The 23,243-nt window shown below is 70.4% G+C and carries 19 protein-coding genes, 1 tRNA gene and 1 pseudogene; 4 read left to right on the forward strand and 17 right to left on the reverse strand.

Features of this window, described 5'->3' with window-relative positions:
- Window positions 1-29 precede the first annotated feature (29 nt).
- The 3 genes from IO36_RS47185 to IO36_RS34065 all read right to left on the reverse strand — a co-directional run bounded on the left by IO36_RS47185 (window position 30) and on the right by IO36_RS34065 (window position 3,351).
- Window positions 30-99: transfer RNA gene (locus tag IO36_RS47185), tRNA-Asn, on the reverse strand.
- 68 nt (window positions 100-167) lie between these two features.
- Window positions 168-1,625, reverse strand: a complete 1,458-nt coding sequence (locus tag IO36_RS34060) for an alkaline phosphatase PhoX (RefSeq protein WP_037625766.1) — start codon at window positions 1,623-1,625, stop codon at window positions 168-170.
- 301 nt (window positions 1,626-1,926) lie between these two features.
- Complete coding sequence (locus IO36_RS34065) at window positions 1,927-3,351, reverse strand: hypothetical protein (RefSeq protein WP_037625768.1); 1,425 nt, start codon at window positions 3,349-3,351, stop codon at window positions 1,927-1,929.
- Between the two features lie 374 nt (window positions 3,352-3,725).
- Between IO36_RS34065 and IO36_RS34070 the strand changes: the two genes are divergently transcribed.
- Complete coding sequence (locus IO36_RS34070) at window positions 3,726-5,552, forward strand: endonuclease/exonuclease/phosphatase family protein (protein ID WP_037625770.1); 1,827 nt, start codon at window positions 3,726-3,728, stop codon at window positions 5,550-5,552.
- 103 nt (window positions 5,553-5,655) lie between these two features.
- Here IO36_RS34070 and IO36_RS34075 read toward each other — a convergent pair whose 3' ends face one another.
- Window positions 5,656-6,387: an SRPBCC family protein gene (locus IO36_RS34075; RefSeq protein ID WP_037625772.1), complete on the reverse strand. Its 732-nt coding sequence runs from the start codon at window positions 6,385-6,387 to the stop codon at window positions 5,656-5,658.
- Between the two features lie 20 nt (window positions 6,388-6,407).
- Window positions 6,408-7,121: an ArsR/SmtB family transcription factor gene (locus tag IO36_RS34080; protein WP_167347434.1), complete on the reverse strand. Its 714-nt coding sequence runs from the start codon at window positions 7,119-7,121 to the stop codon at window positions 6,408-6,410.
- Window positions 7,122-7,312: 191 nt separating this feature from the next.
- On the opposite strand from IO36_RS34080, the gene IO36_RS34085 reads away from it, so the two are divergent.
- Entirely contained in the window at window positions 7,313-8,569 is a 1,257-nt protein-coding gene (locus tag IO36_RS34085; protein ID WP_245173586.1) for a YihY/virulence factor BrkB family protein, read from the forward strand.
- 754 nt (window positions 8,570-9,323) lie between these two features.
- Here the strand turns inward: IO36_RS34085 and IO36_RS34090 are convergent.
- Both IO36_RS34090 and IO36_RS47530 read right to left on the reverse strand, forming a co-directional pair.
- Window positions 9,324-9,986, reverse strand: a complete 663-nt coding sequence (locus tag IO36_RS34090) for a hypothetical protein (RefSeq protein WP_037625774.1) — start codon at window positions 9,984-9,986, stop codon at window positions 9,324-9,326.
- A complete protein-coding gene (locus IO36_RS47530; protein WP_167347435.1) occupies window positions 9,983-10,129 on the reverse strand; it encodes a hypothetical protein in 147 nt (48 codons plus the stop codon). The genes IO36_RS34090 and IO36_RS47530 overlap by 4 nt, the downstream gene beginning before the upstream one ends.
- Window positions 10,130-10,301: 172 nt before the next feature.
- Here IO36_RS47530 and dapA point away from each other — a divergent pair, with 172 nt between their 5' ends.
- Complete coding sequence (gene dapA / locus IO36_RS34095) at window positions 10,302-11,216, forward strand: 4-hydroxy-tetrahydrodipicolinate synthase (protein ID WP_037625775.1); 915 nt, start codon at window positions 10,302-10,304, stop codon at window positions 11,214-11,216.
- Between the two features lie 14 nt (window positions 11,217-11,230).
- Here the strand turns inward: dapA and IO36_RS34100 are convergent, their stop codons facing one another.
- Together IO36_RS34100 and IO36_RS34105 are read right to left on the reverse strand one after the other, a co-directional pair.
- Window positions 11,231-12,457 carry a WD40 repeat domain-containing protein gene (locus tag IO36_RS34100; RefSeq protein WP_037625777.1) on the reverse strand — a complete coding sequence of 409 codons (1,227 nt, stop codon included), beginning with the start codon at window positions 12,455-12,457 and terminating at the stop codon, window positions 11,231-11,233.
- Window positions 12,454-13,020, reverse strand: coding sequence for a SigE family RNA polymerase sigma factor (locus IO36_RS34105; RefSeq protein WP_037625779.1), 567 nt, complete (start codon window positions 13,018-13,020; stop codon window positions 12,454-12,456). Before IO36_RS34105 ends, IO36_RS34100 begins: the two co-directional genes overlap by 4 nt.
- 137 nt (window positions 13,021-13,157) lie before the next feature.
- On the opposite strand from IO36_RS34105, the gene IO36_RS34110 reads away from it, so the two are divergent.
- A complete protein-coding gene (locus IO36_RS34110; RefSeq protein ID WP_037625782.1) occupies window positions 13,158-13,664 on the forward strand; it encodes a hypothetical protein in 507 nt (168 codons plus the stop codon).
- A 3-nt stretch (window positions 13,665-13,667) separates the two neighbouring features.
- Here the strand turns inward: IO36_RS34110 and IO36_RS34115 are convergent, their stop codons facing one another.
- The 8 genes and pseudogenes from IO36_RS34115 to dapD form a co-directional block, all read right to left on the reverse strand.
- Window positions 13,668-14,060 (reverse strand): DUF6176 family protein, encoded by a 393-nt coding sequence (locus IO36_RS34115; protein WP_158997668.1) that lies wholly within the window; start codon window positions 14,058-14,060, stop codon window positions 13,668-13,670.
- A 337-nt stretch (window positions 14,061-14,397) separates the two neighbouring features.
- The gene (locus IO36_RS34120) at window positions 14,398-14,946 is read right to left on the reverse strand and encodes a hypothetical protein (RefSeq protein WP_051901160.1); all 549 of its coding nucleotides are present in this window, start codon (window positions 14,944-14,946) and stop codon (window positions 14,398-14,400) included.
- Window positions 14,947-15,104: 158 nt separating this feature from the next.
- A pseudogene (locus IO36_RS34125) lies at window positions 15,105-15,572 on the reverse strand (hypothetical protein); the annotation flags it as partial.
- Between the two features lie 247 nt (window positions 15,573-15,819).
- Window positions 15,820-16,221, reverse strand: coding sequence for a DUF4234 domain-containing protein (locus tag IO36_RS34130; RefSeq protein WP_209441309.1), 402 nt, complete (start codon window positions 16,219-16,221; stop codon window positions 15,820-15,822).
- 577 nt (window positions 16,222-16,798) lie between these two features.
- Window positions 16,799-17,482: a response regulator gene (locus tag IO36_RS34135; protein WP_037625789.1), complete on the reverse strand. Its 684-nt coding sequence runs from the start codon at window positions 17,480-17,482 to the stop codon at window positions 16,799-16,801.
- A gap of 12 nt (window positions 17,483-17,494) precedes the next feature.
- On the reverse strand, window positions 17,495-18,676 hold the full coding sequence (locus tag IO36_RS34140) for a sensor histidine kinase (protein ID WP_037625790.1): 1,182 nt from the start codon (window positions 18,674-18,676) through the stop codon (window positions 17,495-17,497).
- 105 nt (window positions 18,677-18,781) lie between these two features.
- A complete protein-coding gene (locus IO36_RS34145; protein ID WP_037625792.1) occupies window positions 18,782-21,016 on the reverse strand; it encodes an MMPL family transporter in 2,235 nt (744 codons plus the stop codon).
- A gap of 1,115 nt (window positions 21,017-22,131) precedes the next feature.
- The gene (dapD, locus tag IO36_RS34150; protein ID WP_037625795.1) at window positions 22,132-23,133 is read right to left on the reverse strand and encodes a 2,3,4,5-tetrahydropyridine-2,6-dicarboxylate N-succinyltransferase; all 1,002 of its coding nucleotides are present in this window, start codon (window positions 23,131-23,133) and stop codon (window positions 22,132-22,134) included.
- Between the last annotated feature and the right edge of the window lie 110 nt (window positions 23,134-23,243).

The following is a 23,243-nucleotide window of genomic DNA, read 5'->3' on the forward strand; positions in this document are numbered from 1 at the left end:
ATCCCCTGAGCTACACCGGCGCGTTGTACCGATGGCGGGACTCGAACCCGCGACCGCCCCATTAACAGTGGAAGTAGGTCCTGCCTTCGCACCTGGACGTGCACCACTGTAGGAGGGCGGCCGCGGACGCGGCGAGTCATTTAATCCGCGGGGAATGCGGCGTGAGTTCAGCCGCGCTTCTGCCGCTTCCAGGGGCCGGTGATGGCGAGCATGATGCCCGGCTCCTGGATGTTGGCGAACAGGGTGCGGCCGTCGGGCGAGAAGGTGACGCCGGTGAACTCGCTGTACTCGGGCGCCTCGGCGGTGCCGAGGTTGAGCTCGTTGCGGGCGATCGGGTACGTGCGGCCGCTCTCGGTGGCGCCGAAGAGGTGCTGGACGCCCTCGCCGTCCTCGGCGATGACGAGGCCGCCGTACGGGGAGACGGTGATGTTGTCCGGTCCGTCGAAGGCACCGTCCACGGCGGGGTTCGGGTTCACGCCGATGAGGACCTTCAGGGTCAGGGTGCGGCGCTTGGGGTCGTAGAACCAGACGGCTCCGTCGTGGGCCTGGCCGGGGCTCTCGGCGCGGGCGTAGGAGGAGACGATGTAGACACCGCCGTCACCCCACCACATGCCCTCGAGCTTGCGGGCGCGGGTGACCTGGCCGTCGGTGAACTGCTTGCGGACGGAGACGCTCTTGGCGTCGCGGTCGGGGACGTCGACCCAGTCGACTCCGTACACGGTGCCGGTCTTCGTGGCCCGGGAGAGGTCGTCGACGAACTTGCCGCCGGAGTCGAAGCACTTGAAGGCCTGGAGCGCCCCGGCGTCGTCGGCCAGGGTGGCGAGCCGTCCGTGGCCGTGCTCGAAGCCCTGCGGCGGCGTCCAGCGGTACAGCAGTCCGTTGGGGCCCGAGGCGTCCTCGGTGAGGTAGAGCCGGCCGCGCCTGGGGTCGACGACGACGGCCTCGTGGGCGTAGCGGCCCAGTGCCTTGACCGGCTTCGGGTTCCGGTTGCGGCGCCGGTCCTGCGGGTCGACCTCGAACACGTAGCCGTGGTCCTTGGTCATGCCGTTCTGGCCGGCCTTGTCCTCGGTCTCCTCGCAGGTGAGCCAGGTACCCCAAGGGGTGTTGCCGCCGGCGCAGTTGGTGGAGGTGCCGGCGATGCCGACCCACTCGGCGACCTTGTCGTGGCGGACCTCGACGACCGTGCAGCCACCGGAGGCGGCCGGGTCGTAGACGAGCCCCTCGGTGAGCGGCACGGGGTGCTCCCAGCCGGAACGGGGGCCCTTGAGCTCGTGGTTGTTGACGAGGAGGGTGGCGCCGCGCGGGCCCTCGAAGGTGGAGGTGCCGTCGTGGTTGGACGGCGTGAACTCGCCCGACTCCAGCTTCGTGCGGCCGCTGTAGGTGATGACGCGGTAGGAGAACCCGGCGGGCAGCGCGAGGAGGCCCTTCGGGTCGGGGACCAGCGGGCCGTAGCCGACGCCGCCGTGGCGGGCCTCCGCCGAGTCCGCCCCGGTCCCCTCGGTCTCCGTCTCGGTGGCGGCGAGCGCGTTGGGCGCGGTGGCGAGGGCGCCGACGCTGCCGGTCAGGACCACGCCTGCACCGGCGATCGCGGACTGCCGGGCGAAGTCCCTGCGAGAGAGCGACATGTGATGTCTCCTGTGACGGTGGACTCGGACTGTCGTGGGGGGCGGCCGGACCTCGGTTCGCGGCCACACCGTCCCGTCCCCGCCTGAACGCGAGTTGAACGCGCGCCGACTTCCGGGGTCCTCCTTGCGTGAATCCACCCGGCCGGCGCAGCGGAACACCCCGCTCCGCGCCCCATCTCCCCCGACAGCCCCGGCCGATCCCGGAACACGGCACCGCCCGGCCCGCCCCGGACGAGCCCCGGCACGCGTCCCCCGTCGCGCCCGGAACCCGTCCCCGCGAGACCGAACCGGCCCGGCGTGCCTACGCCCCCTGGTGCGACCGGGCCTTGAACGCCGCCTTGCGGGCCTCCTTGGCGACCTTCTTGTCGGGGTGCAACCGGCCCATCGCCTCCAGGACGTCCGGGGCGGCGGGGTGCTCGACCCGCCAGGCCGTGTCGAAGAAGCCGCTGTGCTGCCGGGCCAGGCCCTCGACCAGCGCCTGCAGTTCGTCGGAGTTCCCCTCGGCGGCGAGCTGGGCCGCCACCGTGTCGATGGTCAGCCAGAAGACCATCGCCTCGGAGGGCGGGGGCACATCGGCCGCGCCGCGCTCGGAGAGCCAGACCCGGGCGAGACCGCCCAGTTCGGCGTCGTCGAGCACCTCGCGCAGCGCGGGCTCGGCCTCCGTGCCGACGAGCGCGAGCGCCTGCTGGCAGTGCAGCCGGCGCAGCGGGGCGCCGGCGTCCGCTCCGCGCGCGGCGAAGAGCAGTTCCCGCGCGGCGGCCAGCGGTTCGCGCCGGGCGAGCCACTGCTCGATCTCGGCCTGGGCGGCGGTCGGGGGGAAGCCGGCCGTGCCGTCCAGCAGCGTGTCCGCGCCCTTGTCGGTCAGTTCGCCCACCGCGGGGGCGGCGAAGCCCGCCTCGATCAGCCGGGCCCGCAGTCCGTACAGACCGAGCGGTGTCAGCCGCACCACCCCGTAGCGCGACACGTCCATGTCGTCGACCGGGGCGGGCTCCTCCACGCCGTCGGCCATCAGGGCCTCGTCGACGGGCTGGTAGTCGACGAGGCCGACGGGCTCCAGCAGCCGGAACTGGTCGTCGAGCCGCATCATGGCGTCCGAGACCTGTTCCAGGACGTCGTCGGTGGGCTCTCCCATGTCGTCGGGCAGGATCATCGAGGCCGCGAGGGCGGGGAGCGGCACCGCCACCCCGCCGAGAGCGTCCTCGCCGACGGTCAGCAGGTAGAGGTTGCCGAGCACCCCGTCGAGGAACTCGGACTCCGCCTCCGGGTCCCAGTCCAGGGAGGAGAGGTCGATCTCCTCGTCCTCGCCCAGTGCGTCGACGAGATCGCCGAGGTCGGGCACGGTCGCGTCGGCCAGGACGACGTCGAGCGCGCCCAGCCAGATGCCGAGGACGTCCCCGGGGCCTCCGGAGGTGAGCAGGGCTAGGTCCTCGCCCTGGGTGACGGTGCCCTCCTCCTCGTCCACGACCTCGACGAGTCCGGTGTCGACGGCCACCCGCCAGGCCTCGCCGGTGAGGGCGGCCGCGTCGTCGCCGGACAGTCCGAGGACTCCGGCCGCCTCGGGCAGCTGTTCCTCGACGAGTTCGCCCCCGGCATCGACCCGGGTGCCGGGGCCGGCCCAGCGGGCCAGCCGGGCGGCACGGGAGAGCAGCGGCGCGGCGAGCGCGTCCCGCGCCAGCTGCGCTTCGGAGTGCAGCCGCACCGGCGGCAGGGAAGAGCTGTCTGACATCGGCTGGATTCTCCTCCGGACAACCACGACGAGCAGGGCGGAGGGGCGGTTCGACCGCCCTACCGGTGACGGCGTGCACGGGTCCGCCGGACGCCGGCGGGCGCGGGAGCCCTGAGGCGGCCCGGGTGTCCGTGCCAACTGCTCAGCCTAGACGGATTTCCACCCATGCCGCCCGGTTCATGTATCCGACAGGTCTCGTACACCGTCGAAACCTTGACAACTCCCCCCGCCACACACGAGATTGACGCGCGTAGAAGTTCAACGGCCGCACGGCCCACACCCTCTACGCGCGTCACTGGCCCGCAAGCAGGACGCGCTCCCCCCACCAGTCCACCCTCGTCCCGACGCTCACGAACGTCCCCGGAGGGATTCCCTTGCCGAGCAAGAGAACCGCGCGCATCGGCGCGCTGACCGTCGCCGCGGTCTGTTCCACCGTCTCCGCCGTCGTACTGACCACACCGGCCCAGGCGGACACCGTCCACATCCACGACATCCAGGGCACCACCCGGACCTCCCCCCTCGCGGGTACGAAGGTCACCGACGTGCCCGGCATCGTCACCGGCGTGCGGACGTACGGTTCGTCCAAGGGCTTCTGGTACCAGGACCCGACCCCGGACGCCGATCCGGCCACCAGTGAGGGCGTGTTCGTCTTCACCAGCTCCGCCCCGAAGGTCGCCGTCGGCGACTCCGTCACGGTGACGGGAACGGTCTCGGAGTACGTCCCGGGCGGCGCCGCCGGCGGCAACCAGTCGGTCACCGAGGTCACCAAGCCGACGGTCACCGTCGTCTCCAGCGGCAACCCCGTCCCGGCCGCGACGGTCGTCGACGCCCGGTCCGTGCCGGACGACTACGCCCCCGCCGGCGACACCGCCGCGAGCGGCTCGGTCAACGCCCTCACCCTGGAGCCGTCGAAGTACGCCCTGGACTACTACGAGTCCCTCGAGGGCATGAACGTCCAGGTTGCCGACACCCGCGTGGTCACGGCCACCGACCCCTACACCGAGCTGTGGGTCACGGTGAAGCCGCACGAGAACGCCACCCGCCGCGGCGGCACGGTGTACGGCTCGTACACCTCGCAGAACACGGGACGCCTTCAGATACAGTCCCTCGGCGCGACCGCCGACTTCCCGACCGCGAACGTCGGCGACAAGCTCGCCGGTGTCACGGCCGGCCCGCTCGACTACAACCAGTTCGGCGGCTACACCCTGGTCGCCAACCAGCTCGGCACCCTGCAGAAGGGCGGCCTGGAGCGCGAGACCACGCGCAAGCAGGCACGCGGCGAGCTGGCGGTGGCCACGTACAACGTCGAGAACCTGGACCCGGGCGACGCCACGTTCGCCGCGCACGCGTCCGCGATCGTGAACAACCTGAACGCGCCCGACATCGTGTCCCTGGAGGAGATCCAGGACAACAACGGCGCGACGGACGACGGCACGGTCGCCGCCGACCAGACGGTGAACAAGCTGATCGACGCGATCGTCGCGGCGGGCGGCCCGAAGTACGACTGGCGCTCCATCGACCCGGTCAACGACCAGGACGGCGGCGAGCCCGGCGGCAACATCCGCCAGGTCTTCCTCTTCAACCCCGCGCGGGTCTCGTTCACCGACCGCGCGGGCGGCGACTCGACGACCGCCGTCGGCGTCACGAAGGTGCACGGCAAGGCGCAGCTCACCGCCTCCCCCGGTCGCATCGACCCGGCGAACGAGGCCTGGAAGAGCAGCCGCAAGCCGCTCGCGGGCGAGTTCGTCTTCCGCGGCCAGACGGTCTTCGTGATCGCCAACCACCTCAACTCCAAGGGTGGCGACCAGGGTCTGACCTCGCAGTACCAGCCGCCGACGCGCAGCTCGGAGGTCCAGCGGCACGCCCAGGCGACCGTGGTGAACGCCTTCGTCGACGAGATCCTGAAGACGCAGAAGAACGCCGACGTCATCGCGCTCGGCGACATGAACGACTTCGAGTTCTCCGAGACCGCCAAGATCCTCGAGGGTGACGGCGAGCTCTGGTCGGCGATCAAGTCGCTGCCGAAGAGCCAGCGTTACACGTACGACTACCAGGGCAACGCCCAGGTGCTCGACCAGATCCTGGTCAGCCCCTCGATCCGCCGGGGCTGCGACCTGGACTACGACAGCGTGCACATCAACTCGGAGTTCTCCGACCAGATCAGCGACCACGACCCGCAGGTCCTGCGGTTCCGTCCGTAGTCGCACCGGGTACGCGAGAGCCCGGCCCCTTCGTCCGGGGGGCCGGGCTGTTCGCTGTCCGGAGCCGTCCGCTCCCGGCCGGCTGCGGTACGGGGTTCGCGGCTCAGCCGGCGAAGACCCCGTCCAGCCAGCCCTTCCAGGCCGTCTCGTTGCCCTTGGCGTCGGCGCCGGGCGCGAAGTCGTGGACGCTCATGCCGACCGGGGCGCCCCAGCGGCCGCGCCCGAAGAAGCGGACGAGGGCGCTGTCGGTGCGCAGCCCGAGGAAGTACGGGTCGCGGTAGTCGAGTACGGCGTCGAAGGCCTCGCCACCGGGCCCCTTGACCTGTACCCGCGCACCCACGGCGGTGTCGTCACCGAGGCCGAGGGCCGGTCCGACGGCCGTGAAGGCGTCGGCGGACGCGGAGGACGTGGGCCCGTCGAAGGTCGCGAAGGCCACCGGGCGGCCCGCGAAGTGGGTGACGTACTCGCGCAGGGTGTGCAGATAGAAGTCGGTGTGCTTGTCGGCTCCGTCGTACTGGTTGTCCCAGTCGTCGGTGAAGATGCCGCTGTGCACATAGCGGACCCAGGAGCCGCGGCCCTCGTCACGGGGCTCGATGGTGTGGTCGATCTGGTTGAGGCTCTGCGTCGGGAACCCGACGTCCTCGGTGCGCACGGTCAGCCGGTGCGGCGGGTCCCAGGTGGTGATGACGCTGCCGAACGGGCCGGCCCCGCCCTCGCGGGCCTCGTACTCCATGGGCCACAGCCAGCCGCCGCTGCCCTCGGTGATCGCGTCCCACACCCGGGCGGGCGGGACGGCGACCTCGTACTCGCGGGCGACCTCGAATTCCTTGGACATGATGACGACTCCTGGCTGGTTCAGTGGGTGGCAGTGGCTTCGGGGCCCGCGGGGGCTTCCCCGGCATCGGGCCCCGCGGGGGCTTCCGACCGCTCGACGGCCGCGGTCCGCCCGCCGGCCTCGACCTCGGGAACGGCCCCGGTCTCGGCATCGGGCTTGAGCGTGGGATGGACGGCGACGACGATCCGGTGCGGGCGCCCGGCCTCCGCGTCCCCGTCGTGGTACTTGCGAATGAGCGCGCTCACCCCGGCGGTCAGTTCCTCGATGAACGCGGCCCGGTCGGCCGCCGAGGCGAAGGTCACCTCGCCGTCGAGCGCGTACGTCGCCAGCCGCTTGCGGGCCTTCGCGGCCCCCGTGAGGAGGGAGCCGACGTCCCGGACGAGCCGGGCGCCGAGCGCGAGGAGCCAGCGGGCGGACAGCTGGTCGCGGAAGCGGTCCGGATCGGGCTGTACGGCGGCCAGCGCCTGCGGCGAGATCACGTACGAGGCGGCTGTGGCGCGCATCATCCGCTCGGTCACGTTCCCCTTGCGCCGCTCGCCCGCCAGCTCGACCAGGCCGTGCCGCTCCAGCGTCTTGAGGTGGTAGTTCACCTTCTGCCGCGGGAGGCCGACCCTGCCGGCCAGCATGGCGGCCGACGCGGGTCCGGCAGCCAGCTCGGCGAGCAGCCGGGCCCGTATGGGGTCCAGGGAGACGGCGGCGGCCTCGGCGTCCTCGATCACGGTCACGTCCAACATGACTCCAGCCTCGCACCGAAAACTTTTTTTGTCCAGACGGTTCGGCTTTTCGGCGGGTCGGCCGCCGGGGCCTCCCGGGCTGCCGCCGCGCGGCCCCGGCGGGCACCCGGACGCTCCCGGCGGGCTTCAGCGGCGGACACCCGGACGCTCCCGGCGGGCTTCAGCGGCGGGATCCGGGCAACACGGCGGGCATGGACGAGAAGCGACCGGAATCGAAGCAGCGAGCTCTTCCGGACAGGGGCGCGGACGGGGACACCGACACCAGACCGGACACCGGCACGCGCTTCGGTGCCGGTACCCGCTCCGGCGCCGACAGGGCCACCGGGACGGACAGGGACACCGGGCCGGACAGGGGCACCGGGCCGGACACGGGAACGGTGACGGCGCGGCCCGCCAGGAAGAACGACCGTGCCGGGAAGGGCGGCCACGCCGGGAAGGGCGACCGCGCCGGGCTGCCGGCGCGCGCCTGGTGGGCCGTGACCTGGCGTACGGCCAAGGAGTTCCGCGAGGACGAACTCGGCGACCGCGCGGCGGCGTTGACCTACTACGGCGTGATGTCGCTGTTCCCCGCGCTGCTGGTGGTGGTCTCGGTGCTGGGCGTCCTGGGGCGGACCGTCACGGACAGGCTCCTGGCGAACGTGGGGGACCTGGCACCGGGACCGGCGCGCGACATCCTGCGCGACGCGGTCACGCAGCTGGGGCAGAGCGGCGGTACCGGCGGAGTGCTGGCGATCGTGGGCCTCCTCGCGGCGCTCTGGTCCGCGTCGGGGTACGTCGGCGCGTTCATCCGCGCGTCCAACGCGGTCTACGACCTGCCGGAGGGCCGTCCGGTCTGGAAGATCACGCCGCTGCGGCTGGTGCTCACCGTGACGCTGATGCTGCTGCTCACCGGGAGCGCGATCATCGTGGTGTTCACCGGGCCGCTGGCCGAGCGCGCGGGCACCGCGATCGGACTCGGCGACGCGGTGATCACGGCGTGGTCGGTCGTCAAGTGGCCCGTCCTGCTGGTGCTGGTCGAGCTGATGATCGCGCTGCTGTACTGGGCGGCTCCCAACGTCTCGGGCCGCGGCTTCCGCTGGTCCAGTCCGGGCAGCGTCGTCGCCACCCTGATCTGGCTGGCCGCGTCCGCGGGATTCGCCGTGTACGCCGCCGGGTTCGGCTCGTACAACAAGACGTACGGCACGCTCGCGGGCGTCATCGTCTTCCTCGTGTGGCTCTGGCTCAGCAACCTGGCCATCCTGCTGGGTCTCGAGTTCGACGCGGAGCTGGCCCGCCAGCGCGCCATCGGCCACGGCCGCCTCCCCACCGAGGAGCCCTACGTCGAACCGCGGGACACCCGCACATGGCCCCCGCGTCTGCGGGCGCTGCGGGCGGCCCGGGAGAAGGTGGAGACGGGCGTGCCGCCGATGCGGACGAGGATCGACCGGGACACCGCCGGCCGGGCGTGAGGGCCCGTCGGGATCCCCGCCATCCGGGCCCCGCGGACTCGCACGGCCCTCGGGGCTCAACTGCCTTGCTGGCACGGGATGGAGTGCGGTGCGGGTCTCGTACGGCAGGCGGCGGGCGAGGGACGGGAGTCGGAAGTCGGCGGACCCAGTGGCCCGCCTCGGACCGGAGTCCGACGCTCGTCGGAGCGATGCGGCGGATCGGAGTCCGGCCCGCCCGGGAGCCGTGCGCGGCGAGGCTCGAGAAGCCCAAGCGCGGTGCGGTAGAACGCAGTTCGGCTCGCTCGAGACCCACGCCGGTACGCAGGCCGGTCGGGAGTCCAGCCTCCCCAAGAGCGGATCGCCGCAACGGAGTTCGGCGCACAAGAGCCTCCGGCGTGCGGGCGGGGAGCTCGACGGGCCTATGAGCGGTGCAGCGCAACGGAGTTCGTCGCGCTCAAGATCCGTCAGTGCACGGGCGGGAAACCGGAAGCGCCCATGAGCATTGCCGCGCAACGGAGTTCAGCGCGTCCGAGAAAAACACGCGGACCGGACTTCGATCGGTCCACGATGCGGCGGCGGGCCGGGGGTCCGGTCCGCCGCCGCATCATTCCCCTCCGGCTCCGCCGACGGGCCCCGGCGGCGGAGCCGACGACCGCCGTAGCGTCCACCGCCGCCGGAGCAGGCTCCGGCCGAGCACCGCGGGAGGCGGGCCCGGCCCGTAGGGCCACCCCGCGTTTCCCGCTCGTGGAGATCCGGATACCCGGGCGGGCCCGCGCTATCCCTGCGTTCCTGGTTCCTGAAGCCGCGTCAACTGGCTCTGGAACCAGTCGAGTCGGGCCTGGAGCAGCGCGGCCTCCGCGACCAGCTCCGACACCCCGAGGCTTCCCGTGACGGCCACGGGACCGGTGGCGGCCCGCACCCGCAGCCCCTCACCGGCGAGCCGGGCGAAGGATGCGAGCGAGAGCGACGTACGGCCACGTACGCATCCGGCGCAGGCGGCCGTCAGGACGCGCCAGCCCGGGCGTCCCCAGCCGGCGTCGGCCAGCGCCGCGGCCACGGCGCCGCAGTCGCACGGTCCGACGGTGGCGCCGCGCACCCGCTGGCGGGCGTAGCGGAAGCCCCGTTCGAAGCGGATGTAGGCGCCGAGGACGGAGACTTCGAGCAGAACCGCGGCGCGGTGTTCGGCGGTGCACAGCATCGCCTCGGCGACGGCGGACTCGTGCACGCAGTGGAAGCCGCAGTCGCAGCGGCGGTGCGGCGAGCGGTGCCGCCGTCCGTAGACGCAGCGCGCCTCGTCCAGCACTCCGTACGGCAGTGCTCCGCCCAGTGACACACCGGTGAACCCGGCCCGGGTGCCGTCGTGGGACAGCACCGGGTGGGCGATCTTGTATCCGGTCGGCGGCTCCGTCGGGCGTTCCTCGGGAAGCCGCAGCCTCATCGGGCGGCCGGGACCTCTTCGGGCGCGGACGCCTCCGACTCCTCGACGGTTTCGGGGATTTCGACCAGGTCCTCGCGTTCCCGGATCTCCTCTCGCACGACGTCCTCCGCCACTCCGGTGGCCAGTGCCCTGCCGAGCCTCATGACGCCTCCCATGACCTGCGGTCGCTGAGCTTTTGTCCCATGGTGACCCATGAAGTGCCCTACGGGACAGAGGGCCCCTGGGCGCGAGCCGCCGGACGCATCAGCATCACTTATCGATACTCCGTAGAAGATTTAAGTGGAGCTGTACAGTCATCGCGCCGAAACTGCTCGTATGACGAACTCCGACCGGACTCCGGCGCCCTTCGGCCGTGCGCTCTGCGCGATGATCACACCGTTCACCGAGGCGGGCGCGCTGGACCTGGACGGCGCCCAGGTCCTGGCCGACCGCCTGGTGCGCGAGGGCTGCGACGGCCTGGTGCTGAGCGGCACCACGGGAGAGTCGCCGACGACCTCGGACGCCGAGAAGTCGGCGCTGGTGCGGGCGGTCCGCGAGGCGGTCGGCGACCGGGCCCGCCTGGTCACGGGCGTCGGTACCGCCGACACCCGGCACACGGCCGAACTCGCCCTGGCGGCCGGGGAGGCGGGCGCGGACGGCGTGCTGGTCGTCACCCCGTACTACTCGAAGCCCCCGCAGGACGCGCTGGAGGCGCACTTCACCGAGGTCGCGGACGCGTCCGAACTGCCGGTCATGCTCTACGACATCCCCGGCCGCACGGGCACCCGCATCGAGCCGGAGACGATGATCCGGCTCGCCGCGCACCCCCGGATCGTGGCCGTGAAGGACTGCTCGTACGACTTCCTCGGCACCCAGAAGGTGCTCGCGCGGACCGATCTGGCCTACTACGCCGGCTGCGACGAGCATGTGCTCGCCCTGTACGCGGTGGGGGCCGCCGGTTACGTCAGCACGGTGGCGAACGTCGTACCCGGTCTGCTGCGGGCCGTGCTGGACGCGTTCGACGCCGGCGACCCGGCGGGGGCGGCCCGCCTGATGCGGCGGGCCGTGCCACTGATCGAGCTGATGATGGCGTCGGACCTGCCCGGCACGGTCACCGCGAAGACGCTGCTGTCCGCGCTCGGGCTGCCGGCGGGACCGGTCAGGCCACCGCTGCGGCCCGCCGGCCGGGAGGCGGCCGACGGGCTGCGGGCGACGCTGGCCCGGGTCACGGAGGAGTTCGCCCGGGTGTAGCCCGGGGAGGGTTCTCAGCGCCGGGCGAAGACGGGCGTCCAGCGCCCCTCGGTGCCGTCGCTGCCCTTGAGGAAGCCGCTGAGCGGCACCTCTTTGTCACTGCCGATGGTGACCAGCACCAGTCTCGAGTGGAACTCGTCCTTGTCGCCCTTGGCCAGGTCCCAGGCGATCAGCGACTTGTCGTCCGCCCAGGCGAGCAGTTGCTGGCCGTGGATCTCGGCCAGGTGCTTGCCGGTGTGCGGGTCGAGGAGCCACGAGGAGGTGTACCACTTCTCGCCCGCGAAGTCCCCGGCGAGCCTGGTTCCGTCGGGCGAGAGGCCCGCGTCGACGAACCAGTCGCGGTACTTCTCCCCCTCGGGCGCCGCCACCCGGTGGCCTGAGGCGTCGTAGAAGCGCATGTACGGCTTGCTCAGCTGCCCGCCCCAGACGGTCTTCCCGTCCCGGGAGAAGGCGAAGTCCTGGCGGACGTTGAGCGGGATGCCCATCATGCCCGGCGTCACCTTCACCGGGGCCCAGGTGCCGTGCCCCGACGCCACGTCGAAGACGTAGAAGCTGGTACGGCGGGAGTCGAAGGGCGTGACGGGGTCGTTCCCGACCTCCTTGGTCCGGTGGTCGGGGTTCTTGTCGTACGCCGTCGCGACGAGTTTGGTGCCGTCGGGCGAGAAGGCCAGCCCGCCCACCGGGTGATCGACCGGGAACCACCGCTCGACCTTGCCGCTGGCGAGGTCGAGCAGCCCGATCCGGCGCACCGGCAGGTGCTGCTCCAGCACGGCGGCGGTCTTCAGGCCCGGGGCCACCGCGACCCAGGACCACTTGGTGGTCTTCTCGTAGCGGCCGGACTTCTTGTCCAGCAGCCAGTAGGAGCGCACCCGCACCCCTTGGCGTTCGGTCTGCCAGTCGGTCTTCACGGTGAAGTACGCGGCCATCACCGTGTTCCCCGCGGCGATCGTCGTGCGCGGCAGCGACTGCGCGGAGTGCGTCTTGGCGGGCCGGTCGGCCTTGACGGTCCGGTCGTGGTCCACCCCGCCGGAGGGCCGTACGTCGTGCCCGCCGGACTCCAGTCGCGGCACTCCGAGCACAGCGGTCAGCACCGCCGCCACGGCGACGGCGGCGGACGCGATGCGCCGGGTACGGCGGCGTCGGCGCACGGTCAGGACCCGGTCGGCGAGGCCGGGGCCGGACGGCGGCTGTTCGGCGGCCTGCTCGTGCAGCGCCGCACGCACCAGTTCCTCGACGTTCACGGCCGTACCTCCACGGGCGAGTAGTCACGGGACGACAGCTGCTCGCCGGCGGCCGGGGCGAGGGCGGCCAGTTCGGGCGCGAGGGTGCGCAGCCGGGCCAGGGACCGGTGGGTGGTGGACCGCACGGTTCCGACGGAGCAGCCGAGCAGCCGTGCCACGTCGGCCTCCGGCAGATCCTCGAAGTACCGCAGCACGAGCACGGTGCGCTGGCGCGCGGTGAGCCGGGCCAGCGCGCCCCGCATGACGACCCGGAGCTCGGCGGCCGCCGAGGCGTCCGTGCCCAGCGCCGGGCCGGACGTCTCGGGCGGTTCGGCCACGCTCAGCTCCCGCCGCGGCCACTTCAGCCGCCAGCGGCTCACCTGCTGCCGGTACAGGATCCGCCGTACGTACGCCTCGGGTTCGTCGACCCGGTTCCAGCGGCCCGCCACCTTGATCAACGCGTTCTGCAGCAGGTCCTCGGCGGCGTGCCGGTCTCCCCCGCTGAGGAGCACCGCGGTCTTCAGCAGCGCGGACGACCTGTTCGCCACGAAATCCCGGAAGCTCTCATCCGCTTCGGCATCCATCGTCACCTTCTCGTCCCCGGTGGCCCCTCGTGACCCACCCCTGTGCCCCTGGTGACGCGCGCGGTCACCCCCCGCTATGCCTCCCGGCCGAAGAAATTGCGTCCGCCCCGGCCGCCGGCGTCCTCTACGGTGACCCGATGAGCCGCCCCCTGCTGTACCTCGACGTCGACGGCCCGCTCAATCCGTACGCGGCCAAGCCCGAGCGGCGGCCCGAGGGGTACACCACCATCCGGGTGGCCCTGCGGCCCGGCCGGCCGCTGCGGGTCTGGCTCCACCCCGACCACGGCCGCGCGCTCCTCGCCCTCGACTACGAGCTGTGCTGGGCCACCAGTTGGATGGACGCGGCCAACCGCTGGATCGCTCCGGTGATCGGCCTGCCCGAACTCCCCTGGGTCGACTTCACCGGCGCGCTGTTCAACGAGCGTCCGGACGGCGTCCACTGGAAGACGGAACGCATCGTGACCCACGCCGCGGGCCGCCCGTTCGCCTGGGTGGACGACGAACTGAGCCCCGCGGACGACGCGTTCGTCACCACCCACCACCCGGCGCCCGCCCTCCTGCACCACGTGAACCCCCGCCTGGGCCTGCGCGAGCCGGACTTCGAAGCCCTGAGAACCTTCGCCGCCGACACCACTGGCCAGTGAGAACTACCGTTCCCGGAGTGCCCAGCCCAGCACCGCCTCTCGGACGGGTTCCGGAAGCATGAGCACCTGGGGCTCGGCCTCCACCCAGCCGGGTTCCTTGGTGCGCTTGGCCTGCTCGATGTGATCGCGGTCGATCGGAAGACCGGGGTCCGGGTCCGCCCCGTCCTCGCCTCGCACGGTGACCCAGAACAGATGGTCCTCGTCGTTCTCCCGGAGCCGGAACACGATCTCGATCGCCATCCGTTCGCGATCCAGGGTGGCCACGCATTCGTCGAGCCGGTCGTTGAGCATACGCATCCACCGGTCCGCCTCGGCTCCGGCACCGGGTTTGACCTTGGCACGCGACAACTCGACGACCAGACCGGAAGGGATACTCGCGGGACGATCTTCACTCATGCCCGGGCAGTGTGCCAGAACGCCGGGGGCACCCGGACGCCACGTGCAGCTCTGTTGAAGAGCCCCCGCGCCTGACACCACCGGTCCGTGATCACCAGACCCTGTCAGCCGTTGGGCAATAGCCTTCCTCACGAGTTCAAGTGCCCGCCACCGTGCCCATAGTTCACATCGAGGGGGCACACCAATGCACCCCCGTCTCGAAGATCCCCGCCGCCGATACAGGATCGACTGCTGGGCGCTGAAGTCCGCCTTGCCGTGGGGCTGGATCCGCCCCCGGGTCCAGGGAAAGCGTGCGCGTCCGTGGGCGACGGGATCGTCCGCCTCGGCCGCCGACCTGTCACTCGCCGAAGTCGAAGGAGGCGATGACACGGGCCGGGGCGCGGAGGGTGGTTCCGGCGGGGATGCGTTCGATCAGGATGCTGACACCGGTGCCGGAACCCGTGCCGTGATAGCTCCAGACAGGTCCCCTGAGAGTCGGCCCACACAGTCCATCGGGCATCTCGTCACCGCCCTCGCCCCACGCGTATGCGCTGCCGTAGTTCTCGTCGAACAGAGGCTCTCCTTCTGGGACGAGTCCTGCGCGGTGCAGATAGTCCGACATCTGGCCGCTCAGGAAGGAGACCTCAGCGAAGCCGTCCTGCGTGATGTAGTGGACGTCGGTGGCATCGGCGGGGATCGGCACGCCTCCGGGCGAGATCTTCCCCGTCAGCGCGGAGTCACTGCCCTCACAGGCCCGGGTGTCCCCGAACGGGTGGGACAACTCGTCATGGAACAGCCAGAACAGGCCTCCTGCCATCACGCCGAGGAAGGCGAGGCCGGCGACCACGACCGCCGCGCCGGGCAGTCTCCGTCGTCCTGTGGAGTCCTCCCGATCCGCGTCACCCATACCCTCCTGATCCGAAGTTTCGTTCATCTCGTCCGAAACGACGCTCCCGTCGCCCGTTTCTGCATCCCCCATGAAAGCCTCCTCAGACGTAGCGGCACGTGATCATCGGCAGCATAGAGGGCTCCAACAGCGCGAACACCGGGCGTTCCCAGGTGACTTCAGCTTCCGGCGGCACCCGACCGCGGAGCTCTCGGACGAAGCGGTCGCGCCAGATCCGTGCCAGAACGTTGTTCGTCCGGATCATCGGTGTCCTCTTCTGACACCGCAGCAGCTTCCTGCGCTTCCTGGCGCGCGCGGCGGACAGTCGCGTCGAGCCCGGCAGCAACTTCCTGATGTCGATCGTCGTCGTAGTGCTGATAGATCAGCGCCGCCCTCTCCGAGGACTGGCCGGCCCGCACCATCGTGTCCTTGAGCGTCGCACCGGAGCGCGTGGACAGGGTGTGACCGGTGTGGCGGAGATCGTAGAGCCGGAAGCCCTCGGGCATGCCGACCAGTGCACGTGCCCTTCTCCACTTCGCGCCGAAGGTGCTGCACCGGAAGGGAGCTCCCTTCTCTCCGACGTAGATCAGGCCGTCCGGCCCCTCCACGGCATACGACTCCAGATGCCGGCGCAGCTGCGTGACAAGGTGAAGGTAGAGCCTCGGCTCGGACATTCGCGCGGCTGTGGACCCTGACATCCACAGGCGACATCAACGGAACCGGATGCAGGCGCCCACTGCCCGGTGCGGCATCCTTCCCACCCGCTTTACAGGGCAAGCCAAGGCTCATGGACTACCTGCGGACGAGCGATTTTTGAACTGGCCTGGTTGATTCTCCGACCTGCTCCTTCTCCGAGAGGAGAGTGGGACCTCCGGAGTCGTGGCGCGGCACACGTCAGGCCGCAAGAGGAACCTGCTCGCCCTCTTCCGGTATCTGGTAGTGAGCCCAGATCTGGTTCAACTCGTGCTGGTAGTAGAGCGGGTACAGGCCGGCCACGATGAAAAGGATGAGTCCGATCCAGGGATTGCAGCTCCGCTGCATCCCGGCCGACTGCTGCATACGGGCAATGCGCAGACCGGTGTTGTAGACCGATACGAAGGGGGGAATAATCACCAGCCAGCCGACAGTGATAGCCAAAAGGGCCACCACCGGATTGACCTCGATCCGCTGATCAAAATCCCGAGCTTCGCGATTCACTTTGTAATACCAGACTAGATGGTAGATGCCCAGCGTAATCAGCGGCCAGATCAGCCAAACGAGAAAGATGTTGCGGGTCTTGCCAGCGCGACCTGACATGACGCACCTCCCATAAATCCAGTGCATCACGACCAGCCGCCACGCGCGCGTCGTGCACGTGAGGCAGGCAGGCCCGCTGACGGCCACGAGACGGGCCTCGTTCGGGCCCCGCCACAAGGCACCCTCGCCCTGGACCAGAGGGGCGAGCATCTATCTGTGTGACGACGCCGACGAACAACGGCGGACGAGCGTGAACGCCTGCGGAGCATCAGCACAGGCAAGGGGCACACCAGCCCAAGACAGCACCCCCGCCCAACTTGCTTCGGGACGAAGAGGTCCCCTTGCCACAGCCGTGCCCCATCGTGCGGTCAACCACGGTCGATGACGGTTCACCACAGTCGAGATGCGCTGTCTATCCGGACGACCGCTACAGCCGGAGTGACCTGCGGAGCTGCAAAAGACCACGTCCGCCCCTACAAGGCAGCGGTGTCCGTAGCGGCCAGGGCCGACGCAGTCCAGGTCTATGCGCAAGTCGGCGCCATCCCGGAAGCCGATGGCCAGGTTGCCAAGACTCTGGATGGTGGGTATCCCCCCACCACTGTCACAGCAGTCGCTTCCTGCACTTTTCGGGCGAGGGTCAGGGGGCCGCGGGTGGCCCGGATTGCACAAGCCCCGACTGGTAGGCGGCGACGACGAGTTGGGCTCGGTCGCGGGCGTGGAGTTTGGTCATGGCGCGTTGGATGTGGGTGCGGATTGTCAATGGGCTGAGGTGGAGCTCGTCGGCGATGTCCGTGTTGGACATGCCGCGCGCGGCCATGATCATCACTTCTCGTTCGCGTGCGGTGAGGGAGCTGAGCTGCTCCGGCAACCCCGTGTCAGCGGCCGGCTCGGGTGTGACCAGGAAGCGGCTGACGAGCATCTTGGTGGCGGCTGGGGAGAGCAGGGCGTCGCCGTCCGCGACGGTGCGGATCGCGTCGAGGAGGGCGTCCGCCGTGACGTCTTTGCCAAGGAACCCGCTCGCTCCGGCGCGCAGCGCGCGGGCGACATACTCGTCAGTCTCGAAGGTGGTGAGGATGAGAATGCGGACGTCCGAGAGCGCGGGGTCGGCGCAGATGGCGGTCGTGGCGGCCAGGCCGTCGGTGCCGGGCATCCGGATGTCCATGACCACGAGGTCGGGGTGGAGTGTTCCGGCGAGGGTGACGGCCTCCGCGCCGTCGGACGCCTCCCCGACGACTTCAAGGTCGTCGGCGGAGTTGATCAGGATGCGGAAGGTGTCCCTGAGGAGGGCGTGATCGTCGGCGAGGAGCACTCGGATGGTCATGGGGTTCCCGGATCAGAAGTGGAGAGGGAGTTCGGCAAGGGCTGTGTAGCCGCCGTCGGGGCGGGGGCCCGCGGAGAACCGGCCTCCGGTGGAAAGGGCACGTTCACGCATGCTGATGAGTCCGAACCCGGAGTTCACGGACGTCGGGGCTGTTGTGGCCGCGCGTCCTTGCCCGTTGCTGATCTCGATCTTCAGCACGTCGTCCGTATAGGTCAGGGTCACCTGTGCGGTGGGGGTGCCAGCGTGCTTGGAAACGTTGGTTAGTGCCTCTTGGATGATTCGGAAGGCGGTCAGGTCCACGGCGGGGGAGAGCGGCCGGGTCTCTCCTTCGGTGGTGATGGTGACATCGAGCCCCGTGGTCGCGAGGGCCGCCACCATGGTGGGGAGCTGTTCGAGTTTCGGGGCCGGCTGAAGGGGCGAGTCGGACTCCTCGGGGCGGCGCAGTAGCCCCACCGTCGCCTTCAGTTCACGTAGGGCGGTGGCGGTCGTGCCGCTCAGGCCGGTGAGCAGTTGCTCCGCCTGTTCGGGGTCGTTGCGGATGAGGTGCGCGGCAGTGGCTGCTTGGGCGTTGGCGAGGGTGAGGTGGTGGGCCACGACGTCGTGGAGTTCGCGGGCGATGCGTACTCGTTCCTCAGCGACCCGACGCAGCGCTTCCTCCTCGCGGGTGTGTTCCGCGTGCTCGGCGCGGGCCCGCAAGGAGTCTGTGAACGCGCGGCGCAGCCGGAGGGCGGAGCCCCAGGCAACGGGGAGGAGTAGTGCCAGAGCCGGGTTCAGCGTCACGATGATGAGGCCGGCGTAGCGGGGTGCCTGCAGGACCCCGATGGGGACCATGAGCACGACCACGCCGAGGCCGAAGAGGTGAGCGGTCCTGCGCTCGTCGAGGAGCGCGAGCCAGAAAAGCGCCACCATGACGGGGGCGAGCAGCAGCATGGTGGGGAGGTAGCCGACGCTCACCGCGGCGATGGCGCAAACCCCTGTGACGACGACGACCGGACGAGGACGGGTCCGCCGCCACAGCAGTGCGGCGGTGGCGATGGCCCCCAGGACCAGCCCCGGCCACCAGGCGATCGGTTCCCGCTCGTCCCATGTGCCGAGGAAGCTCGCCGAGACCACGCAGGCGAGCACGAAGGTCAGCAGCGCCGCATCCACGACGTGCGGGTGGTTCAGAGCGAAACGGCGGGCGGCGCTGGGCATCGCGGTCTCCGGTTGCGGTGGCTGTCGGATCAATGGTGGAGCATTCACCGGTGAAAGACGGTGAGGGCCGCTCGACGTCCTCGGGCGGCCCTCACCTGGGTGTGCTCAGATTCCGGCGGTTTCCCGTGGCTTCTCGTCGGACTGTGCGGCGGGGGTGTCGCTCCTGGTGAGTGCCTCGCCTTCGATGTCGACGCGGGGGAGCATGCGGTCGAGCCATCGAGGCAGCCACCAGGCTCGGTGGCCCAGGAGGGCCAGGACGGCCGGCACGAAGGCCATACGGACGACGAAGGCGTCGAAGAGGACGGCGATGGCGAGACCGAAGCCGATCATCTTGATCATCGATTCCCCGGCGGTGATGAAGCCGGAGAACACGCTCATCATGATCAGTGCCGCCGCGGCGACGACGCGGGAGCTGTGGCCGAATCCGGTGACCATCGCGCGGCCCGGGGTCTGTCCGTGGACGTAGGCCTCCCGCATGCGGGACACGAGGAAGACCTGGTAGTCCATGGCCAGGCCGAAGACGATGCCGACAAGGAAGATCGGCATCATGCTCATGATCGGGCCGGTCTGCTCGACGCCGAGGAGGTCCGCGGCCCAGCCCCACTGAAACACCGCGACGACCGCGCCCAGCGAGGCCAGGACGGACAGGAGGAACCCGACGGCCGCCTTGATGGGCACCAGGATGGAGCGGAAGACGACGAGCAGGAGCAGGAAGGCGAGCCCGACCACGACGGCCAGGTAGGGGATCAATGCGTTCTGCATCTTCTGCGCGACGTCGATGTTGGATGCCGTCGTCCCGGTGACCTGGAACGTCGCGTCCGTCGCCGTTTCCAGCCCCGGGCGCTCGCCTCGGATGGTGTGGACGAGATTCTTCGTCTCCTCGCTGGTGGGCGAGGTGGACGGCGTGGCGGAGATGATCGCGGTGTCCCCGGCCTGGTTGAAGCGCGGCTCGGACACGGACACGACGCCATCCGTCGAAGCGATCTTCTTCGCGATGGTGTCCACCGCTCCCGCCGCGTCTGGGGCGCCCTGAGCGTCGACCACGATGGTCAGCGGACCGTTGAAGCCGGGACCGAAACCGTCCGCGAGGGCGTCATAGGCACGTCGTTCGGTGGTGGAGGTGGACTTGGCCTCGTCGCCCGACATACCCAGCTGAAGATCGGCCGCCGGCAGGGCGAGTACTCCGAGACCGATGACGGAGAGCAGGAGGACCGGCAGCGGGCGGCACAGCACGAAGCGGGCCCACCTCGACTCCTTGGGTGCGGCTGTGCCGGTGGCGGTCGTGAGATGCGTCTGGTCGACGTCGCCGGTCTTGCGGTTCCGACGGCGCAGACGCCGGGACAGGACCGCGTTCGGCCAGAAACCGAGCAGCGCCGGAACCAGCGTCAGCGCGATGATCACGGACAGCAGAACCGCACCGGCGGCCGCCAGCCCCATCTTGGTCAGCATCGGGACGCCGACGACCGAGAGTCCCGCGAGCGCGACGACGACGGTGAGCCCGGCGAAGACGACGGCGGAGCCGGCGGTACCGGTGGCCCGGCCGGCCGCTTCCTGCGGAGCATGTCCCTTGCCCCGCTCTTCCCTGTACCGGGAGACGATGAACATCGCGTAGTCGATCCCGACCGCGAGGCCCAGCATGGTGGCCAGGGTTCCCGTCGAGGACGACAGGCCGAAGGCGCTGCTCAGGGCCAGGATGGCGAACATGCTGGTGGCCACGCCGATGATGGCGGTCAGCAGGGGCAGCCCGGCCGCGGCCATGGATCCGAAAGTCACCAGCAGGACGAGCGCGGCTACCAGCACACCCGCCGCCTCGCCCACGCCGCCGGCCTCCGTCTGCGCGGCCAGGGCGTTGCCGCCGGTCTCGACGGTGAGGCCGGCCTGCCGCGCCTCGCCCAGGGCCTTCTGGAGCTCCTTCTTGCTGCCGTCGGAGAGGTCCTTCACCTTATAAGTGACGGTCGCGTAGGCGGTGCTGCCGTCCTTGCTGACCGAGTTCGCCCGGAACGGGTTCACCGCGCTCGCGACCTCGCTGCCGTGGGCGGCCTCGGCGACCGTCTTCTCGATGGCCTCGCGGTTGCCGGCGGCCGTGACCTTCTGTCCGTCCGGCGCGACGAAGACGATGCGCTCGCTCGCCCCGTCGGCCGCGGTTCCGGGAAAGCGCTCGCCGATGAGGTCGAAGGCCTTCTGGGATTCGATTCCCGGCATCGACGACGCGTCGTCGGAGCCGGAAGCGGCGGTCAGGCCCTTGAAGCCGACGGCGGCCACGACGGCCACCCACAGCAACAGGACCCAGCGGCGCTTCCGGAAGGCCGTCAGGCCCAGCCGGTAGAGAAAGGACGCCATGACAGAAGGTCTCCACATCTGGTCTCGGGAATCTTCCACAAGACTCCAAGACCAGCGCGGTTCCGTCGTCGTGCAGCTGCTGGCAATCCGCCCTACTGCACTCGCACTACTCCGGTCCTTCGGACCCATCCTCACCCAGCACGAGCAGGTCGTGGGCGACACCCACCTCTAAACCTTGATCACCCACTACAACGTTGCCGATGCCTGTCAGAAGGCGAAGCTGTACAGCACATAAGTGCAGAAACCTCAGCGATCGAGGTTGTGCCTCAAAAGCGGTCTACGGCCGATTGAGCAGCCCGCCGACCATCAATGACCTACTCGCCGATAGTTCGGGACGAAGAGGTCGTGCCAGACCCGTGCCAGATCGTGCGGGGAACCACGGGGAACACCGGGGAACCAAGCCGGTCTTGCCCCAGGCGCCAATACCGCTACCGCTCAGCAGCAGGTCAGCCTCGGAGCAAGCCCTAGATGCCCTCAGCTTCCCAAGCTGATGTCTCCAACAGAAAACAGGGGGTCGAGCCAGCCGCCGCCAGGGACGATGGCGGCATGCGCTACTTCAACGGAACGGGCCGGCTCGCGATCTTCACCGGCACGGAGACGATGATCGGTCGGACGTGCATGTGGACGCCTGGGAGGCGACAACAGGCGTGGCCCTCGTCGTTGATCCCCATCGGGGAACCCGCCGGCCAGTGACCGACCTTGTGGAGGATGAGGGGGGTGGGGATCTACGGCCTGCAACATAGTCCCGAGGTGGCTCCCGGGGACCCTTATGCCCACCCCCCTTGACCGCGGACCTCGAAGGTTCTCTGACCGGTCTCGCTCCACCAGGCAAACTAGCAAGTGGCACTGACAACGGTCCGGGCTCAGGAGGAGTGACGGTGCCTCGCCGCTGCAGAGCAACGAAGTGCAGCCGCCCCAGAGCGCTTCTGACATCCACGGCTGACATCAACGACGCCGGACGGCGGCTGTCTCCCTCAACGCACGAGCGCCCTCCCGGGCCGTTCTGGGGCCGTGGAAGGGCGCTCGATGGTGACCGACGGCGACAGGTGCCGGCAGATCGGCAGCAGGTCGCAGCGTTGATCGATGGGGCGGCCGCGGGTCACGGCCACCGGGGGTCAGTTGTGGCTGTGCAGGATTTCGTTCAGGCCGCCCCAGACCGCGTTGTTCGGGCGGGCCTCGACGGTTCCCGTGACCGAGTTGCGGCGGAAGAGGATGTTCGAGGCGCCGGACAGGTCGCGGGCCTTGACGATCTCGCCGTCGGGCATCGTCACGCGGGTGCCCGCGGTGACGTACAGCCCGGCCTCGACCACGCACTCGTCGCCCAGGGCGATACCGACGCCCGCCTCGGCGCCGACGAGGCAGCGCTCGCCGATGGTGATGCGGACGTTGCCGCCGCCCGAGAGCGTGCCCATCGTGGACGCGCCGCCGCCGATGTCCGAACCGTCGCCGACCACGACACCGGCGGAGATGCGGCCCTCGACCATCGAGGTGCCGAGCGTGCCCGCGTTGAAGTTCACGAAGCCCTCGTGCATGACGGTCGTACCCTCGGCGAGGTGCGCGCCGAGGCGGACCCGGTCGGCGTCGGCGATGCGGACGCCCTTGGGAGCGACGTAGTCCGTCATGCGCGGGAACTTGTCGATCGAGTTCACCTGGAGGTGCAGGCCGGCGGCACGCGCGTTCAGCCGGACCTTCTCGACGTCGTCCACGGCGACCGGGCCGAGCGAGGTCCAGGCGACGTTGGCGAGCAGCCCGAACAGACCGTCCAGGTTCTGGCCGTGCGGCTTGACCAGACGGTGCGAGAGGAGGTGCAGGCGAAGGTAGGCGTCGTGCGCGTCGAGCGGCTTGTCGTCCAGCGACGCGATGACCGTACGGACCGCGACCACCTCGACGCCCCGGCGGGCGTCCGGGCCGATGGCCTGCGCGGCTCCCTCGCCGAGCAGTTCCACGGCGCGCTCGGCGGACAGTCGCTCGGTCCCGGCCGGGCCGGGGCCCTCGGCCGTGGCGGAGGACAGTTCGGGGGCCGGGAACCAGGTGTCGAGAACAGTTCCGTCGGCGGTGAGGGTGGCCAGGCCCGCGGCGACGGCGCCGGTGGTACGAGAAGCAGTCGTGTCGGTCATGGGTGCAACCTAACTTGACGGGGGCCGCCCGGGCGAACCGGTGCGCCGGGCGTCTCGGGGACCGGTCGCCCCGCCCCCGGACCGGACCCCACCGGGCCCCCGCCACACCC

This window comes from Streptomyces aureus, from assembly GCF_000725495.1.
In the GTDB taxonomy this organism is placed as follows: Bacteria; Actinomycetota; Actinomycetes; order Streptomycetales; family Streptomycetaceae; genus Streptomyces; species Streptomyces aureus_B.